Here is an 18,912-nt window from a genome sequence, read left to right on the forward strand (position 1 = left end):
GGTCTGGCGGGCAGATTGCTGTTCACTTAGCAATTATATGGATATTGTTTTCGGTGATCTTTGTTGCCGTTGGAATTTGGCAACTCGGTTTGGGCGGACTGTTGATACTACCGCAATGGGTTCTTCTTGGTCCATCCGGGGGCTTGGTTCTGATTGGATTGCGTTCAGCTAAACAGTCTATGGTTTAAATATCTGAAACAACGGCTTGGTTCCGAGCATAAGCTATATTTGCCTGCCAGAACCATCTAGTCCTAGAAAAACCGCGCAGTCATTGATTTTTGTTTACCTCAAGAATAGACCTATTGTCATCTGTAGAAGGAGTTTCATGCACAGAAGTTAAAAATTGGGCCGCACGGTTGCGGCTTTGGTGACCGACCCTTTCGGGTCGTGTTCTCCTGTGACTACTCAAAATACGGAAATACTATGACAGATTTCAAAATACAGATTCGCGCCTATGAGACAGCGGATCTCTCTCGGCTATCATCAATCTGGTTCGATGCGTCTCAGCAAGCGCACCCTTTTCTTGGAGCAGCTCGCTTGCGGAAACAAGGGACTCTGATCGAGAACGTATATCTACCCAATTCAGAAACCTGGGTTGCATGTGAAGCCGGTGAATCCATTGGCTTTATAAGTTTGCTGGGCACATCTGTTGGTGGTCTGTTTATAGAACCAAGGCTCCAAGGCGGCGGCGTAGGCCGTGCATTGATCACTCATGCATTGAAATTGAAGGGAGAGCTGAGCCTTGAGGTTTATGCAGCCAATGTAAGGGCCTATAAATTTTATCAACGGCTTGGCTTCGAAGAAATTACCCGGCGAGCGAAAGATGACGAAGGCTTACCATTCGAAAATGTTCAAATGCGGCTGACTACCTATAAAATCCTGGAGGGCGCCGACAATTGATCTTTAGCGTATTTCCATCCTTCTCTATGATCAATGAGAGGACAACCGCACTTGCAAAAGATTTGTTCTACAGTGTCCTTTTGCGCGTTTACTAATGCGCGCAGTATATTGCTCTTTGCACACTATAATCGCGTCCAATGTCTAATGTCCGCTTTGCGCCCAAAGCGTGTCCGTCGTCAGATAATTTGAGACAGATGGGCAGTTAAGATAGGCGAGTGTTTGGCATCATCTGGTTGGTTGATATTAAGCTGCGCGCTTGCGGTGAAGCAAGCGCCTTTGTTTAAGTGTTTGTTGTTTGATCCTTTCTCGTTGTTTTAAGATGGTTCGAGCTCTGCCGAAATAGGCATCAGCAGGCGTTACGTTGCTGAGACTCTCGTGATAGCGCTGGTTGTTGTAATGCTCGACGAACGCTTCGACCTGCGCTTCCAGATCATCGGGTAGGTAATAGTTCTCCAGCAAGACGCGGTTCTTCAAGGTCTGGTGCCATCGTTCGATCTTGCCCTGCGTTTGCGGATGGAACGGAGCACCGCGAACATGGCTCATATTCTTATCAGCAAGATATTCGGCAAGCTCCCCTGCAACGTAACTGGGTCCATTATCGCTGAGTAGACGCGGTTTATGCAGCACATGCACCTGATCACAGCCCAATGCCTGTAATGCCATCTCCAGCGTATCAGTGACATCCTCAGCTTTCATCGTGGTGCACAGCTTCCATGAGATAATATAGCGGGAGAAGTCATCGAGGATGGTGGACAGATAATGCCAGCCCCAACCAATGATCTTGAGATAGGTAAAATCCGTCTGCCACAGCTGATTGATGGCGGTCGTCTTGTCCTTGAACTCGCTGACAGCCTTCATCACGATAAAGGCAGGACTGGTAATCAGATCATGGGCCTTGAGGAGCCGGTAAACACTGGCTTCCGACACAAAGTAGCCTTTGGTGTCGGTGAACGTTACCGCCAGTTCTCTGGGCGACAACTCGGATCGCTCCAACGCCATCTCCAGTGTCCGCTTTCGGGATTAAGCAGTCGCAACGTTGGTGTCTGTCATGGTCACAAAGCGCGAACATTAGCTTACATGCGAGCAACAGTTTAGTAGTTGCTCGATGTCGCGCCATTCTGCGCCGATTGCACCGCGCCCGGTTTGGTTGCCTTGGCGATCAGCTCGCGCGCTTTTTTGGTCGCGGCCTCGGCATCCATTTCACCGTCGGCGATCTTGGTTCCCATTTCCAGCAACTCGCCACTGATTACGGTACCGGTTTGGGCTTCTTCTTCAATCGTCACACCATTGTTCGATGCAAAAGTGGTTTCCCATGTTTTGCGTACTTCAGCCCAATAGTCTTTGGTTTTTGCCCAATAATCTTCGGCTGCTTGCACATTATAGCCGTCAAATTTGGTGTAGGTGTTGAGCACATATTCCTGAACAATTGGTGCCAGTTTGCCGTCGACCATCCCCATTTTTGTGTTGTCCTGAAAGTGGATCCAACCATTGGGCATTGGGCTGTGGCGGTTGATGGAATAGTACCGATCATATGCGGGATCCCGCACCGCGTCGCGTCGCGCCAATGGCCGCCAGGTCCAACTGGAGCGCCAGCGCCGGACACCGCCTTGTGTTTCCCATTCGCCAAGACCGGCATAGCGCGGGCTGTCATCCACCTGATAGACGGTTTGCGACCAGCGTCCATTGCGGCGCTTTTCGGATATCGGTTGATATTCCCAGCTGTTGCGGTCCGAGTAAGCGAGAATTTTTTCAGGCTCATATTCCCAATCCTGACGCCAATGTTTGACGATAAAATCGCTTTCACCCGTATCGACGACCAATAGATGCTGGAGCACGATTTTCGTACCAGTATCTTCAACGATTTTCACAACTTCATGGCCGCCGGAAATTTTCCGCTCACGCGCTTCGTAATCCGATGTCCAGGGCGTCGATTCTTGCATGTCAAAGCGGACTTTGAAATTACCTGCCATTGCCAAGATATCGGCGCGGTCGGCCTCAAAGGCGGTCTTTTCGATATCGGCAGGGCGATCCGGTATCGGGGGATGGGCCAATGCTGGCGATGTTATGAGGGCTAGTGAAAATAAGGCGGTGCCTAGCTTTGCGGCATATTTGATAGACATAAAGTTTCTCCCAAAATCTAGAATGACAAACTGATCGATACGCTGGCGTTGCGGCCCGGTTGTGTGAAGGCATCAAATGGAGGCTGCGTCGGCAATCCAGCAGCGTTAAGCGGCACATTATCTCGCAAGCCTCTGACATCACTCCACAAGGAATATTTCCTGTCGGTGATATTGAAGATACCGGCACGGATTTTGACATTATCGGTAATCCGGTAAAATGCCGTAGCATCAAAAATAGCAGATTCTTGCGGGCGGAAACAGGCGTCGGCGCATACGCCAACAGTCTCGTTCGCTTCTTTGCGTGCATTGTAGCTCACGATAAGTTCGCCGCCGAAAGCGCCGTCGGGATCACGATAGCCAACGCCCAATATCGCGTTGAGCGGGTCAATGGTCGAAAGGGATTGGTCTGGTTCGCCCGGCCGGCCAGTTTCGCCATCTGCAAAAGCAATGGCAAAGCGGGCGCGGAAACCATTGTCCGCCTCGTAACTGGCTTGAGCTTCAAATCCCTTCACTTTGACATCGGTAATGTTGACGAACTGGAAAACCGCAGGATCGCCCGGCCGGAATGAACCGCCCACTTGTTCCTGACTGATGAAATCATCATAGTCTGCATAAAAGCCGGTCAGTCCAAGACTGATCCCATCGGCCGCATATCTTATGCCGGCTTCAAAGCTGGCACTCGTTTCCGGCGTGAGGTCAGGATTGGGTTCCGATGTATAACCAAAGACGAGATTCTCGAAGAAATTATTGACCTGGCTTGGCGTTGGTGCACGGAATCCTTGCGCGTAATTTCCGAACAGGCGCACATCTCCCAATTTGACGACGGCCCCCAGTTTTGGTGAGAATTTTGAGCCATTTTGACCGCTTGGAGTGAATGTCGGTAGCAAAGGGTCATTGCGAGTGGGATTGAGATCATAGAAATCAAAGCGGACGGCAGGATATAAAGTCACTACCCCTTCGCCAAATTCGATCGCGTCGCCGAGATAAATGCCGCCCAGCGTGAAATCCGTTGATGGAAAGGCGCGGGATGGAAAGATTTCTGCAAAGGGCGGTTCAACCCCGTCACGCAAACCGTCTTGCTCTGTTTTGCTGACGTCGCCGCCAAAGGTGAGTGTGTGTTTGACAGGCCCGGTGTTGAACGTGGAACGAAAATCGGCAACCGCGCCATAAACCGTGTTGTTGAACGTGTTTAATCTTTCCCGGTCCGGGCGCGGTGTTGCGCCGGTTGGTGAACGATCTTCATCCGCAAATTGCCGATCTTTCCCATCCTGCCAATAGGCAGCGAGATGAGCATAGTCGATAATCCCGCCGCTATCTTCGCCTGCATCATAAGTATAATCGATAGATGCACGGGTCCGTTCGGTTTCGTCATTTGCGGTCAGGCTGTCGACAATCCAGCTGGGCGGTCCAGGGAATAGAAAGACCGGGCCACGACCAGAGAGAATATCGGAAGAAACTTCCCGTTCAAAATATTCACCCGTCAGGCGGATTTTGTGATTTTCATTTTCCCAGACAAGCTTGCCCAAAAAGGCGTTGGACTCTCCGTCCTGCGGATTTGGTGCCGATCTGGTGACCCCTTCGCCGCCGACTGTCCCTTGATTGTCCAGTTCTTCGAAATCGCGGCGTGAATAGGCCAGCATCGCGGAGAAGTTTCCGGTCTGACCTGCGACAGCAATGGTTTCGGAAAATTCCTGATCGGCGGAGCTATATTGCGCTCTCGCAAATCCGCCAAAATTGGAACCGTTGTTTAGGAAGTCGACCGGATCCGATGTTATGAAACTCACCGCGCCGGATAGGCCGTCACTACCATAAAGTGCGGAGGCAGGGCCGCGTAAAATTTCCACGGACTTGATCAAGCCGACATCCGTGGCATTGCCGCGCCCGACATCCTGCGCGCCAAAGCTAAATCCTTGCGGTGACCTAATGCCATCCACTTGAATGAGGACGCGATTGCCGCCGATGCCGCGAATGTTGAAATCTTCGTTCCCGGCGCGGCCCGTGGTTCCAAGCGCGGCACCAAAGCGGGCAGGCGCACGGCGTACTGTAATGCCCGGTTCAAAGCGAATGATGTCGCGGACATCGGTTGCCAGTTCGTCCGCGATGCGTTCTTGATCAATGACCGTCACCGTTGCTGGCGCATCCTCAATCGCGACAGGTGCACGCGTCGCGGTGACGGTGATCGTGTCATCTTCAAAAACGGAGCTACCTTCATTTGCTGCCATTGCAGTCTGAGCAAAACCCAATGCTAGAATGCTGCAAGAAAACGCCATCCCCCGGCGTCGGAAGTCTGATTTCATTATATTGTCCCTCTTTCCCTTGCATTATTGCTAATGCAAATGATTCGCATTTGTAATTAGGGAAGGAGGTTAGAGTCTGTCAATCGCGATTTTCACAATAGCAATATTTTGGCCCGCCAAACCTGTTTACGGGGCGGTACGGATGCGCCTCTGTCATTGGCTAGCGCTGCTGAGAAACCGGCCTGGATCGAGCTTGATCAGGGACCCGATATCGCGCTTGGTAAAAATTCTGAAAGAGTTTCGCTAGCGCCTTTTGTCTGGCTCAGGTAACGGGCAGATATGGTTAGCGCAGCGCACTCTTTTCCATCACCCAATCCGTGGCGTCGCGAAGCCTCGGTAACGTTGAAGCTCGCCTGGCCGCTTATCCTTTCCAATCTGACCATGGCGCTCATTGGCGCGACCGATGTTTTGATGATCGGCTGGCTCGGTGCGCGTGAATTGGCGGCTGCGACACTGGGCTTCAACCTCGCCATGAGCTGCGCGATTTTCTGCATGGGTTTGGTAACCGCGTCCGCGCCAATGATGGCCAGCGAAATTGGTCGTATGGGCCACAGCGTCCGCGATGTGCGCCGGACATTTCGGCAAGCGATTTGGGCGGCCGTGACAGTCATTATACCGTTCTGGATCTTGCTCTCGAATACAGAGGCTATCCTAGTTTTCTTTGGCCAGCAGCCTGATCTGGCGCATAATGCCGGGCTATATATATCCGCCTATATGTGGTCGATACTGCCGTTTTTATGCTTTATCATATTGCGCAATTTCATCTCTGCGTTGGAGCAACCGGTTTGGGCGCTGATTATCAGTGTGATTGCGGTCATGGCCAACGCGCTGTTTAACTATGCTCTGATTTTCGGAAAATTCGGTGTGCCAGCTTTCGGGGTGATTGGGGCCGGCATTGGCAGTGTAATGACCAATGTGCTGATGTTTGGCGGCATGGCTCTGGTGGTTGTTTTGCACAAACGCTTTCGCCGCTACCATCTGTTCGGTCGTTTCTGGCGTGCCGACTGGCAGCGTTATCGCGCTTTATGGAAATTGGGATTGCCGATCGCAGTGACGATGGGACTAGAAGGTTCTGTCTTTGGCATTGCTGCTTTGCTCATGGGTTTGATCAACGCCGAATCCGTTGCTGCTCATGCGATTGCGCTTCAGCTGGCATCGCTGACCTTCATGGTACCAATGGGATTGGGGCAGGCGGCCACCGTCCGCGTGGGCATTCAATATGGCCGGAAAGATCACGCAGGGATTACCCGGGCAGGCTGGGTCAGTTTTGTTCTCGGGACATCCTTTATGGCCGCAATGGCGGCGGTCTTTGTTCTGGCTCCCGATTTCCTCATAGCGATTTTCATTGATGCCAATGCGCCGGGTAATGAGAAGGTGGCGGCGCTTGCGGTCAGCTTTCTGGCCATTGCCGCGATTTTCCAGATTGTCGATGGCGCGCAAGTCGTTGGCGCCGGTATGTTGCGCGGACTGCATGACACGACGGTGCCAATGGTTTTCGCGTTAATGGGCTATTGGTTCATCGGTATCGGTGTCGGCGCGGGGCTTGCCTTTTGGCAGGGCTGGGAAGGCATTGGTGTCTGGACCGGGCTTGCGAGCGGGCTGGGCATTGTTGCGGTGCTGATGTTGGTGCGCTGGATGATGCGGGAACGGATTGGTTTGCTGCCGTAATCAGGCGATGCCCGTGCCGCTCGCATAAGGTGGGACCAGTTTTGATAGCAAAAAGCTATGAATGGCGGGCAATCGTTTCGATTGGATCAATCGGGATATCTTTGGCAGATATTGTTTTAGCAATTCAACCAAGGAGGCCGTTATGAAAAACTATGTCGATGAACTTGTGAGACGCCACTGTCGGTTAAACCGCTTGATCGACAATTGCCGTGCCGCTGGCCGGCAACAGGAAATGCAGAAGCTGAAACGCATACGCCTGAATATCAAGGACAAGATCGCTGCTGCAAAGCGCGATCTGGCGCCTGTTACGACCTAACAGGCCAGAAGTTGGGCGGTATGCACCGTGTTTCACTCCCCGGTCCCCGCCGGAAACTAAGGCATATCGCCCAACATTTTTCCCCCAAATATCCCCCTAAACCCCATTTAGGATATGCAATGACCTCTCATTCTCCCGATGGCTCCGGCGCCCAGCAACCAGCCCCAGCCATGCCTTGCCCGGTTTGCCAAGTCAGCCTGACTATCAGCGAAAGACAAGGGGTGGAGATTGATTTCTGCCCGCAATGCCGCGGTGTATGGCTCGACCGCGGTGAAATCGACAAGATTATTGAAAGGTCACGGCCAGCCGAAGCACTGCGAGCAGAGCAGACCTACCGGCCAGATCGCACTATCTACAGCGATAGCTATGATAACCGGCGCTATAAGAAGAAGCGCCGCAAATCGTTTTTAGAAGATTTGTTTGATTAGGCGTTAGAACGGAACCAATCCAACAAATTGCTCGGCCTGAAAGCCATTTTTCAATCGCGCGCCCTGCTTGAGCAGAAAATCATGCCGGACAATTTCGGCCTGCTGTTCAAGCCCATATTTTTCAAATGGCTTGCCGAGCTCGAGGTCATAGTCATAGCGACAAAATGGATGCCGGGAGAGCGGCAAGAATACGCCCTGCTGATGCTGCCAGACGTGGACCATTTCATGAATGAACAGGCCCTGCAGGTTCAGGTCGCTGTTGCCATAGTCATCCCGGAACAGGCCGCCTTTGGGATGAAACCACATATTACCATCGGGAGCCATCGTGACTTTCCGGGGCTGGAAAGGCCACCATTTGCGGTTAAATATCCGGACATCTCGATAGTCGATGGCATCGCCAAATACGGACCGGCATAAATTTATTTCCGCTTCGGAGAGCGGACGGCCTGAGTTAACGCCTGCAGTCACTTATGGCGCGCTATCTTCAGCCGCATCTGATGTTTCGGCATCTGCTTCCGGTTTTTCAGCCTTTGCACCGCCAACCTGTTTAATGATTCCATCGACCTGAATCCGGTCATCATTGGAAAAGATAAAGATCATCCGCAATGAGCCGCGATGGATAGAACCGCCGCCAACACCCCAGATCATCAGGTGCTTGCCACCGGGCTCGAATTTGACTTTTTCACCAGCAGGCACCGCAACTTCTTTCAAAGTCTGCATTTGTGCCATGCCGTCTTTTTCAACCGTTTCATGCATTTCCATGCGCATAACGTCATCGGCGATCACACTGACCAGCGACACATCGTCCGGACCGCCATGAATAGTCATATACCCAGAGGATGGATTACCATCGACGGGGGAAAGATTGACGACGACTTCATCGACACGGAGCACATCGCCCTGACCACAGGCGCTGAGAAAAATTACCGCAAGGCTCGCAAAAATAATCGAAAGCTGTTTCGTCATGACTCGCAGAAAACTCCTGAATTTGGGGGCAATTGGATCGTTTCTTAATATGTAGAGCCTCCGCGCGCCTGTGCCAAGACTTGTGCCAAAGAAAATGCCACCTATATCCCATTTCGAAGCCGTAGCGGTGCCACTTGAAAAGGGCCGGGCGGTTATTTTGCTAATTTAGAAAATATTTGAAAATTGAATTGAGGGAAAAATGGCTAAAGTTATCGGTATTGATTTGGGCACCACCAATAGTTGTGTTGCCGTTATGGACGGCGGCAAGCCGAAGGTTATTGAAAATGCAGAAGGCGCACGGACGACACCGTCTGTTGTTGCTTTTGCAAAAGACGGCGAACGCTTGATCGGACAGCCGGCCAAGCGCCAGGCGGTCACCAATCCGGAAAGCACCATCTTCGCGGTGAAACGCCTGATCGGTCGCCGGTTCGACGATCCGATGACGAAAAAAGACATGAAACTGGTTCCTTATGAAATTGTAAAAGGCTCCAATGGCGATGCATGGGTGAAAGCGGGCGGTGAAGATTATTCTCCCGCGCAGATTTCTGCCTTCACGCTTCAGAAAATGAAAGAAACCGCCGAGGGCTATCTCGGTGAGACAGTTACACAGGCTGTTATTACGGTTCCGGCTTATTTTAATGACGCACAGCGTCAGGCGACGAAGGATGCCGGTAAAATTGCTGGCCTCGAAGTCCTGCGCATCATCAACGAACCAACCGCTGCGGCTTTGGCTTATGGGCTTGAGAAAAATGACGGTAAAACCATCGCGGTTTATGACCTTGGTGGCGGTACGTTTGACATCTCGATCCTTGAAATTGGCGATGGCGTTTTTGAAGTGAAGTCCACTAACGGCGACACGTTCTTGGGCGGTGAAGATTTTGATGCCAAGCTGGTCGAATTTCTCGCTGAAGATTTCAAAAAGGCTGAAAGCATTGACCTGACACAGGACAAGCTGGCGCTCCAACGTTTGAAAGAAGCAGCAGAAAAGGCGAAGATCGAACTGTCTTCGGCGCAGACAACAGAGGTCAACCTGCCGTTTATCACTGCTGACCAAAATGGTCCGAAGCATCTGGTCAAGTCGATCACCCGCTCAGACCTGGAAAAGCTGGTTGGTGACTTGATCAAGCGCACGCTCGATCCGTGTAAGAAAGCAATCAAAGACGCTGGAATTAGCGCATCGGAAATTGACGATGTGGTAATGGTTGGCGGCATGACCCGTATGCCGAAAGTGCGTGAAACCGTGCAGGAATTTTTCGGCAAAGAACCGCATACCGGTGTGAACCCGGATGAAGTTGTTGCCATGGGCGCCGCCATTCAGGCCGGCGTTTTGCAGGGCGATGTCAAAGACGTTCTCTTGCTCGACGTGACACCATTGTCGCTGGGTATCGAAACTCTGGGCGGCGTATTCACTCGCATGATCGACCGCAACACGACGATCCCGACGAAAAAATCGCAAGTTTACTCGACCGCTGACGATAATCAGCAGGCCGTGACCATCCGTGTGTTCCAGGGCGAACGTGAAATGGCAGCCGACAACAAGATGCTCGGCAATTTCGATCTGGTGGGTATCCCGCCAGCACCGCGCGGTGTGCCGCAGATTGATGTGACGTTTGATATTGATGCCAATGGTATCGTCAACGTTTCAGCCAAGGATAAAGGCACCGGCAAAGAACAGCAGATCAAGATCCAGGCTTCTGGCGGTCTGACCGATAATGACATCGATCAGATGGTTGAAGATGCCGAGAAATTTGCGGAAGAAGACAAGAAGCGTCGTGAAGAGGCTGAAGCCAAAAATAACGCGGAAAGCCTTGTGCACACAACCGAGAAGCAATTGTCCGAACATGGTGACAAGATTGACGCCGATCTGAAAGGTCAGATCGAAGAAGCCGTCAAGGAAACCAAGGAAGCGATTGAAGGCGGCGATCCGGAAGCAATGAAGACCAAGTCAGAAGCACTGGCGCAGGTTTCCATGCAAATGGGTCAGAAAATTTACGAAGCCGAGCAAGCCGAAGGCGGCGATGCTGCAGATGCGGCGGCAGCCGATGCAGCTGCCAAGGCGGATGATGATGTGGTCGACGCAGAATTCTCCGAAGTGGATGATAGCGACGACGCTGATTCTGACACCAAAGAAAAAGCAGCTGAGTAAGTAAAATCCACCTACCGGCACTCTTCCTGAACTTGTTGCAGGGGGAGTGCCGGAGGCTTCGGCAGGCGCGCCCTGAACGAAGTATGAGTATGGCTTCGGGGGAAGCAAAGTAATGGCAACCGAAATGGACTATTATCAGCAGCTTGAGGTCGATCGCAGTTGCGACGGCGCAATGCTGAAATCATCATATCGCAAGCTGGCGATGAAATATCATCCGGACAAAAATCCCGGTGATGCAGCCGCTGAGGCAAAATTCAAGTCGATCAGCGAAGCTTATGATGTTCTGAAAGATCCTCAAAAGCGTGCAGCCTATGACCAATATGGCCATGCAGCATTCACCAATGGCGGCGGCAATAATGCTGGCGGCGGCGGTGGATTTGGCGGCGCAGCGTTTAACGATATTGGTGATATTTTCGAGACGATTTTTGGCGGCGGCGGTGGTGGCGGCTTTGGCGGTCAACAACAGCAGCGCGGCCCAGCCCGTGGTGCGGACTTGCGCTATGACATGGAAATCTCTCTGGAAGATGCTTTCCATGGCAAGCAAACCGAAATTGAAATTGATGTTTCCGTTGGCTGTGATGAATGCGACGGATCAGGCGCAGAACCGGGCACGGGCGTAAAAACCTGTCCGACCTGCCACGGTCACGGCAAAGTCCGCGCGCAGCAGGGTTTTTTCGTTGTCGAACGCACCTGTGCCAGCTGTCAGGGTCGCGGCGAAGTGATCGAGAGCCCGTGCCATGTCTGTCTTGGCGAAGGCCGGGTCGATAAGCCGCAATCTTTGGAAGTTGAAATCCCCGCTGGTGTAGATAGCGGCACACGTATCCGCTTGACCGGTAAAGGCGAGGCGGGTGCACGTGGTGCCCCTCCCGGTGACCTTTATATTTTCATCCACTTGGCCCGCCATGATATTTTCGAGCGTGAGGGTACCACCCTGTTTACGCGTGCACCGATTAGTTTTTCAGTTGCGGCGCTTGGCGGTGAGATTGTGATCCCCGGCCTTGACGGCGCCAAACATGAAATTCGTATCCCGGCCGGCATTCAGTCCGGAAAACAGATCCGCCAGCGTGGCGCTGGCATGCCGGTGCTGCGCGGCCGCGGCCATGGCGATATGGTTGTGCAGATAGAGGTTGAGACCCCAACCAAACTGTCATCCAAACAAAAGGAACTGCTGCGCGAGTTTCAGGAGACCGAGACCGGTGATGAGAGCCCGCAATCGAGCGGCTTCTTCTCGAAAATCAAAGAAGCCTGGGACGGTTTGGCGGATTAAAAAGTTCGCCTTCGCGGCAGATAGTAGTTCCAGCCAAAATCAGGTTTTCTGTTACAAAATACCCATGGCATCAACATGTTCGTATTTTCTATTGGTATCGTCGCACGAATTTTATTCTCAATAACTGATAATAGAGATATAAAGTAATATAGGCGGGGCGTGGGAGCTATTTTTATAATAGGCTTAGCTCGCGCTGAGGGTATGGGATCGTTAGTCGGTCGAAAAAGCGTTTAATGCGATGGCCAGTTGCCTGTATCCGGAGATGAAGCTATATTTGCTTTGTACTTTGGGGAGCACAGTTGGATCAGTTTGAACTAGAATCGGCGCGAGTCGCAAAATTGACTGCCAAGCAACGCGAATGTTTGCATTTGGTGGTGCTCCGGAAATCTTCAAAAGAAATCGCTCGGATATTGGAAATATCAAAGCCAGCAGTCGATCAGCGGCTGGATAGTGCACGGCGTACGCTGGATGTAGCCACGCGGGATGAGGCTGCGATTATCTTTGCCAGGGCTACTGGTGACTATGATCGGATCATATATGATCCGGCCTATCTTCCCAATCAGCCCGATTCCGGCGCAAAAGCTTTTCAGGGCGATCAACCACAGGCCGTCATGTTAGAAGAAGTCGCCGTACCATATGACTTCAATTCCAAGCATGAGACCGATCGTTGGTTGAAAGCCCTGAAGGAACCGAGTGGTGATCTTGGGACCGTTCAACGACTAGCTATTATCGTCGGCATGACTGTCGGCATATTGGCAATAGTTTTGATCGGACTTGCCGTCTCTCAGTCTCTTTCAGGTCTACTGGGCTAACTAAGCCAAGACCTACCTAAAAATTAATTTTTTGGAATTCGCGTTTCGCGGAAAGGGAAGCTTATGTCTTACGAAATCAAAAAAGCCAAAGATCAAATCAGCCAGGATATGCCGCATAGCGAGTATAGCATTGATCAGGCGCTGGTATCTGTGTCTGACCTTATGTCAACATTGGTTAAAGCGCGTTTGAATACCGGCGTACCGGCCTCCACTGGCCAAGCAGCGATCCTGCGTCTAGCCAAAGCGCAAATGGCGCTTGTCGATGCCAGTAGCGATGTACTCCGCGTGCATGGTGAGTTGAAGAAAATTGGCCGGGAGCAAGGTATCGGAGATTCACACAATGAGTGTCCACCCGCACATGGCTCGGTTGATGAAAAAACCCATCTTTCAGTGGTCGGTTGACTGTGACGCTATTGACTAGAATGGTAAGGCGTGTTCCTTTGGCGACATGCGGGTCATGCTGTTCTTTCTGCTCCTCGGTGCGAGCGTTATATATGCATTGTATCGAGGAGGAGGTCCAGAGAGGTGGACCGCTTCGGTCCTCCTTTGCGGAGTTTCTCTGGACCCGCTGGTCCATCTTGTTACTCCTCTGGAATATTCGAAATTGGACCCAGGGCATTTTGTGGTTGACCTATTCGCGTGGCTTGGTTTTTTTGTCATTTCGCTACGGGCAAAAAGGTTTTGGCCGCTGTGGATAGTGGCGTTACACACGATTACAATGGTGGCGCATGTCACGCGTTTTATGGATGTCTCAATACATCCCAGAGCGTATATGATAATGCAAATCGCATCGTCTTATCCCTTGCTGCTTGCGCTCGTATTGGGAACCTATCACCACCAGCGCCGGTTGAAAGCGAACGGTACCGATCCATCTTGGCGCAGCGGCTAGGACAGGCTGTATTTAATCGTTCCAGGCGGTTAGCTGCGTTTCTCAGGTACAGGCATTTTGAACAATGCGAATTGCAATATTCTACATACTATTCGCGATATGCACACTCTATGCTTTTTGGCGAGGAGGAGCACCGGAACGTGCAGTCGCGGGATCTTATTTCGGGATCTGGATATTGGACCAAGCTCTGCATGCCGTTTACACAACGGATTTTACAGAAATGGATCCAGCTCATCTGGTTATTGACGTCACGATCTGGATTACCTTTCTTACCGTGGCTCTCCGGGCGAGAAGATTCTGGCCGTTATGCGTAGTCTCTTTACAAACAACCGCGCTGGTGGCGCATTTGGCGAAGCTGATGGATGTGTCGATACACCCGCAGGCATATTTGATCATGCAAGTCGCTTCTTCCTATCCCTTGCTCATAACAATTGCGATCGGAACATATGGCCACCAGCGCCGGTTGAAGGCCAACGGGACCGATCCGCCCTGGCGCAGCTGATAGCATCTGTGGCCCCTGATCAGGCCTCCGCGTTATCGGATGCGCTGCTGAACGAATTTGGATCTATTGGCCGGATATTGTCTGAATCCGAAGAAGCGCTCCGGCGTGTATTGGGATCGCAGAATGCCGTGATTGGCTTGCTGATCGCAACAGAAAAGCTCTTCATGGCGCAATTGCGAAATGAGTTACCGAAGAAGCTGATATCGACAACAGATGAAAAGCTGATCCGATATTTGCAGGCGAGTATGGGATCGCTTGCGATTGAGACGATGCGAGTTCTTTTTCTCGACAATGCGAACCATTTGATCAGTGATCAGGTCTTTGGTCATGGCTCTCCGCGTAAAGTGGTTGTTCCGCCGCGCAGCATATTGAAACGATCGCTGGAACTAAATGCCAGCGCGATCATCTTGGTCCATAATCACCCTGGCGGCGATGCCAAGCCTAGCCCATCGGACGTGAAATTTACGATGTTGATCAAAATGCTCTGCCGAGAGCTGGAAATAAAATTGCATGACCATATCGTTATCGCGGGCAATAAATGGTCGAGTTTTCGCAAGATGAAATTGTTGTGACCGAACGTCATTCGAACAACTATGAGCGTCCACAATATAAGCACGCTATCTTGGAAGGCTAAATCGCCTCCAACTGCCGATCCTCGGCCTGCCTTTTCCACATTTCAGCATAGAGGCCATTCTGGGCGAGCAGGGCGCGATGATTGCCGCGTTCGGCAATACGACCATCATTCAGCACGATTATCTCGTCGGCATGGGTGATAGTCGATAGACGGTGCGCGATGATCAGGGTTGTGCGACGCTCCGAAATTTTCGCTAGCGTCGTCTGAATTTCATCTTCGGAGCGGCTGTCTAACGCAGATGTGGCCTCGTCCAATATCAGCACCGGGGGATTTTTCAGCAAGGTTCGGGCGATCGCAACCCGCTGTTTCTCTCCGCCGGAGAGTTTCAATCCGCGCTCGCCAACTTGTGTGTCATATCCATCGGGAAGCTTGGCAATGAAGCCATCCAGCGCCGCGCCGCGTGCCGCCGCTTCAATCTCCGCCTGGGTCGCGCCTTCCCGGCCATAGCCGATATTATAGCCGATGGTGTCGTTAAACAGGACGCTGTCTTGCGGTACGATCCCGATCGCGCCGCGCAAACTGTTCTGGGTGACGTCGGATATATCCTGACCGTCAATCAATATGCGGCCAGCTTGCGGATCATAAAAACGGAACAAGAGCCGCGCCAGTGTAGATTTGCCAGCACCGGAGGGTCCAACAATGGCAAGCGTTCCATCGGGCGGCACTTCAAAACTCAAGCCCTGAAGGATCGAACGGTCCTCATCATAGGCAAAGGCCACATCTTCGAACGCCACCTGACCGGCTCCGACATTCAGTATGACCGCGCCAGGCTTGTCAGTAATTTCCGGATCCGTGTCGATCAGTTTGAACATCGCATCCATATCGACCAGCCCCTGACGGATGGTGCGATATACCATGCCGAGCAAATCCAGCGGCCGGAATAATTGCATCAGGAGCGCGTTGACCAGCACCAGATCGCCGACTGTCAGCTGCCCCTGACTCCAACCATAGACACTGTAGCTCATCGCTCCGAACATCGTCAGGTTGGTAATCATCGATTGCCCGATATTGAGCATGCCTAGCGAATTTTCCGATTTGACCGCCGCGTTGGCCCAATCCTGCATCGCCTGATTGTAACGCGCGCCTTCGCGGTCCTCGGCGGTGAAATATTTGACAGTCTCATAATTGAGCAGCGCATCAACTGACCGGCCAATGGCGCGCGTGTCCATGTCATTCATTTCTGCGCGCAGGGCGTTGCGCCAGTCTGTCACCTTGCGAGTGAAGGTGATGTAGATGGCGACCATCGCCATGGTGGCCGCGACCAGACCGAAGCCGAATTTTACCTGAAAAATGATCAGAACCGCGATCAGTTCGATCAGCGTAGGGGCGATATTGAACAGCAGAAAATAGAGCATGATATCGATGCTCTTGGTTCCGCGTTCAATGACTTTGGTGATTTCCCCGGTGCGGCGACCCAGATGAAAGCGCAGCGAGAGTTGGTGCAAATGGGCGAAAACATTGGTCGCGAGACGCCGTGCGGCTTCCTGCCCGACTTTTTCGAACACGATGTTGCGCAAATTATCGAACATCACCTGACCAAAACGCGCCAAACCATATGCGGCGACCAAGGCGAACAGCACGGTAAGCGCGGCTTGGGTACCAGCCGTCATGCCATCGACCACGGCTTTATAAGCAAAGGGCATGGATAGCACCGCCGCCTTTGCGCACAGCACGAGCAGGCCAGCGATAATAATCCGCAGGCGCAAAACCGGCTCATCCTTTGGCCACAAATAGGGCAGGAAGCGCTTAAGCGTAGGGATCATCGGCGGGTCGATCTGACCCTTGGTACTATAGTTGGGCGGCATCCCCCGGATGTAGGGATGCCGCGCTCAATTGTCTATGTACACCGCAATGAGGTTTAGAAACTGCCGCTAACCGTTATGCGGTAAATCAGACCAAATTTCCGGGTACGGTTTTCAACAAATCCAACCGGACCATCGCGGCGACCGCGAATGAAGGCACCTGTATCATCAAATCGACCATAGGCGGTGCGGACAAAACGCTCGCCGCGATTAAACAGGTTACCGAGATTGGCGTTTACGGTCAGTCCGAATACATCCTTATGCTCGACAAAAATCCAAGAATAGGGGGCAAGCACGTCAAAATCGGCTATCTGGTCGAGGCGAATATTGCCGACATCGTCGAAATTCTCGATTCCGGCGCCCCAGGCCCAGTCCGATCCGGGAATGTCGTGGCGCAATGAGACTTCATAGCTGTACCTATCATCCTGACCGATGCGGCGATTGCGGCCGGTGATAGGATCCTGAACACTGCTTTTGACCGCTTCTGCCTCGATATCAATCTTGGCACCCTTCCAGCCGATCGGGTCCAGCAACAGGGTCGAAACCACTTCTATGCCATAGCGGTCAGCACTATCGATATTGCCGCGCGCTTCGGTGGTCGGGCTGATAGGAACGGTGTCCACAATATCGCTGATCTTCTCGCCGAACAGGATCACGGTTGCAGAACCAAACGCGCCCAGCTTCTTGGTCGCTTCCAGTTCCGCGCGCCATTTCTGTGGTGGTACCAGATTAGGGTTTCCGGCGTCGACGACATCATTGGATACTTCAACGGAAGCAATGAAATCGAAAAAGTCGAGCTGGTCCACCTCGCGGGATAATTTGAAGCTGAGATCAAAATCAGCGGCCGGTTTCCAGGCCAGTGCGACCGACCCTTTTGGCCGGACGAACGAACGGCTCTGATCGCCTTGACTGATTTCGCTATACTCACCCCCGAGTGCCGCCTGCAATGTCAAATTGCTTGATAGAGGGCGCCCGTAGGTCGTTATAAATTCAGCCCTTTTCTCTTCGACACGGGTATTGCTGTTATCGAGGTCGCCGCCGGACAACTGCGCTTCACTTTCCAGGAAATTATAGGCCCCCTCCAGACTGAATCCCCAGTCGGTGCCGCCAGTAGTTTTCCAGCCATATTCGGCGCGGAGAACCGATTCCCCTTCATCGACCGTGCGATCGAACTCGCTGATGAAAGGTTGGCGACCATCGGTAAATGTGCGGCTGAAAAAATCTTGCGTGGGACTATGCTCCAGCCGTTGCAACCCGATCAATTTCAACCGACCACCACCCAGATCAAATTCATAGTCTGCACTAAACTCGGCATTCCACTCTCTTTCACGGCCGGTGAACAGTTCAAATATATCTGATTCTCCCGCCTCGGTCCGGAGCGTCTCGACCCGCTGGCTGAAATGGTTGAGCCCATATTCACCGCTGACATTGAACACCGACCCAGCGTCACTGGTACGGCTATAAGAGACATTGATCGAGGGTCGATCGCCGCGCACACGGGCAACTTCGTCCCGCTCAAACAGCAGATTGCCCAGTCCATCGGTGACCCGCTCCGGCCCTTGAGCGCCATTGCGAAAGGCGTCATTTTCGACCGCGATGGTGAAATCACCTTTGCCTAGCTTGCCACTGATCGATGCTTCGCCAGCGAACCAGTTATTACCGGCTCGCCGCCATTGCGGACGCCATTTGAAATTGCCGGTAATGCCAGCGGCTTCGTCGCTGCTGGTGACTAGATTGAGGACCTGACCAGACAGGCCGGAAATGCTGAGGGTTGCTCCATCAACAATTTCCACTCGCAGGACATTAGACGCCGAGATACGACCCAAGACGGTGAAGGCGTCATTATTCTTGCCGGCAATACGGGCACCGTTGATCAAAACATTTTCATCGGCCTGACCAAGTCCGCGCGCGCTGTCATCGCCGGTATCAATGATAAAGCCCGGCACCTGCCGGACAAGGTCTAGCGCTGTACGGGGATTGAAGCGGGAAAATTGCGTGGCATCGTAAATCTGGCGACCATTTTCGGTCCGTGGCTGCAGATTGGTGCTGGCGGGGATTTGATCTTGTGCGCTTGCCGCCGATGGGAAGGCGCAAGATACTGAAATGGCGCAGACTGCAATACCGAAAGATAACCGGTTGGTTTTGTGCAAGATAATCCCCCCTTA

At 52.4% G+C, this 18,912-nt stretch carries 15 protein-coding genes and 1 pseudogene; 9 read left to right on the plus strand and 7 right to left on the minus strand.

From position 1 onward, the window contains the following. Nucleotides 1–423: 423 nt before the first annotated feature. Nucleotides 424–900, plus strand: a complete 477-nt coding sequence (locus ABJM21_RS03200) for a GNAT family N-acetyltransferase (RefSeq protein ID WP_348302842.1) — start codon at nt 424–426, stop codon at nt 898–900. Nucleotides 901–1,143: 243 nt separating this feature from the next. On the opposite strand, the pseudogene ABJM21_RS03205 reads toward ABJM21_RS03200, so the two are convergent. From ABJM21_RS03205 to ABJM21_RS03215, 3 genes and pseudogenes are all read right to left on the minus strand, one after another. Further along, nucleotides 1,144–1,905, minus strand: a pseudogene (locus tag ABJM21_RS03205) (IS3 family transposase); the annotation flags it as partial. An 86-nt stretch (nt 1,906–1,991) separates the two neighbouring features. Further along, nucleotides 1,992–3,020, minus strand: a complete 1,029-nt coding sequence (locus ABJM21_RS03210; protein ID WP_348302841.1) for a DUF6607 family protein — start codon at nt 3,018–3,020, stop codon at nt 1,992–1,994. Between the two features lie 17 nt (nt 3,021–3,037). Beyond that, entirely contained in the window at nt 3,038–5,317 is a 2,280-nt protein-coding gene (locus ABJM21_RS03215) for a TonB-dependent hemoglobin/transferrin/lactoferrin family receptor (RefSeq protein WP_348377224.1), read from the minus strand. A 279-nt stretch (nt 5,318–5,596) separates the two neighbouring features. Between ABJM21_RS03215 and ABJM21_RS03220 the strand changes: the two genes are divergently transcribed. The 3 genes from ABJM21_RS03220 (at nt 5,597) to ABJM21_RS03230 (ending at nt 7,729) form a co-directional block, all read left to right on the plus strand. After that, nucleotides 5,597–6,985: an MATE family efflux transporter gene (locus ABJM21_RS03220; protein ID WP_348302839.1), complete on the plus strand. Its 1,389-nt coding sequence runs from the start codon at nt 5,597–5,599 to the stop codon at nt 6,983–6,985. Nucleotides 6,986–7,127: 142 nt separating this feature from the next. Further along, complete coding sequence (locus ABJM21_RS03225) at nt 7,128–7,301, plus strand: hypothetical protein (RefSeq protein ID WP_348302838.1); 174 nt, start codon at nt 7,128–7,130, stop codon at nt 7,299–7,301. Nucleotides 7,302–7,420: 119 nt separating this feature from the next. After that, complete coding sequence (locus tag ABJM21_RS03230; protein WP_348302837.1) at nt 7,421–7,729, plus strand: zf-TFIIB domain-containing protein; 309 nt, start codon at nt 7,421–7,423, stop codon at nt 7,727–7,729. 3 nt (nt 7,730–7,732) lie between these two features. On the opposite strand, the gene ABJM21_RS03235 is transcribed toward ABJM21_RS03230, so the two are convergent. Together ABJM21_RS03235 and ABJM21_RS03240 are read right to left on the minus strand one after the other, a co-directional pair. Then, nucleotides 7,733–8,197, minus strand: coding sequence for a vgr related protein (locus ABJM21_RS03235; protein WP_348302836.1), 465 nt, complete (start codon nt 8,195–8,197; stop codon nt 7,733–7,735). Beyond that, nucleotides 8,198–8,695 carry a copper chaperone PCu(A)C gene (locus ABJM21_RS03240; protein ID WP_348302835.1) on the minus strand — a complete coding sequence of 166 codons (498 nt, stop codon included), beginning with the start codon at nt 8,693–8,695 and terminating at the stop codon, nt 8,198–8,200. Nucleotides 8,696–8,894: 199 nt separating this feature from the next. On the opposite strand from ABJM21_RS03240, the gene dnaK reads away from it, so the two are divergent. The 5 genes from dnaK to ABJM21_RS03265 all read left to right on the plus strand — a co-directional run bounded on the left by dnaK (nt 8,895) and on the right by ABJM21_RS03265 (nt 14,883). Continuing rightward, nucleotides 8,895–10,841, plus strand: a complete 1,947-nt coding sequence (dnaK, locus tag ABJM21_RS03245) for a molecular chaperone DnaK (RefSeq protein ID WP_348302834.1) — start codon at nt 8,895–8,897, stop codon at nt 10,839–10,841. A 112-nt stretch (nt 10,842–10,953) separates the two neighbouring features. Continuing rightward, entirely contained in the window at nt 10,954–12,108 is a 1,155-nt protein-coding gene (dnaJ, locus tag ABJM21_RS03250) for a molecular chaperone DnaJ (protein ID WP_348302833.1), read from the plus strand. A 338-nt stretch (nt 12,109–12,446) separates the two neighbouring features. Next, nucleotides 12,447–12,920 (plus strand): helix-turn-helix transcriptional regulator, encoded by a 474-nt coding sequence (locus ABJM21_RS03255; RefSeq protein ID WP_348371528.1) that lies wholly within the window; start codon nt 12,447–12,449, stop codon nt 12,918–12,920. Between the two features lie 63 nt (nt 12,921–12,983). Beyond that, nucleotides 12,984–13,322 carry a hypothetical protein gene (locus tag ABJM21_RS03260; protein ID WP_348302831.1) on the plus strand — a complete coding sequence of 113 codons (339 nt, stop codon included), beginning with the start codon at nt 12,984–12,986 and terminating at the stop codon, nt 13,320–13,322. Nucleotides 13,323–14,115: 793 nt separating this feature from the next. Further along, nucleotides 14,116–14,883, plus strand: a complete 768-nt coding sequence (locus ABJM21_RS03265) for a JAB domain-containing protein (RefSeq protein ID WP_348302830.1) — start codon at nt 14,116–14,118, stop codon at nt 14,881–14,883. A gap of 58 nt (nt 14,884–14,941) precedes the next feature. Here ABJM21_RS03265 and ABJM21_RS03270 read toward each other — a convergent pair whose 3' ends face one another. Then, nucleotides 14,942–16,750: an ABC transporter ATP-binding protein/permease gene (locus tag ABJM21_RS03270; RefSeq protein ID WP_348302829.1), complete on the minus strand. Its 1,809-nt coding sequence runs from the start codon at nt 16,748–16,750 to the stop codon at nt 14,942–14,944. Between the two features lie 53 nt (nt 16,751–16,803). Beyond that, on the minus strand, nt 16,804–18,897 hold the full coding sequence (locus ABJM21_RS03275; RefSeq protein WP_348302828.1) for a TonB-dependent receptor plug domain-containing protein: 2,094 nt from the start codon (nt 18,895–18,897) through the stop codon (nt 16,804–16,806). Between the last annotated feature and the right edge of the window lie 15 nt (nt 18,898–18,912).

This window comes from Parasphingorhabdus sp. (assembly GCF_039977335.1).
Lineage (GTDB): Bacteria > Pseudomonadota > Alphaproteobacteria > Sphingomonadales > Sphingomonadaceae > Parasphingorhabdus.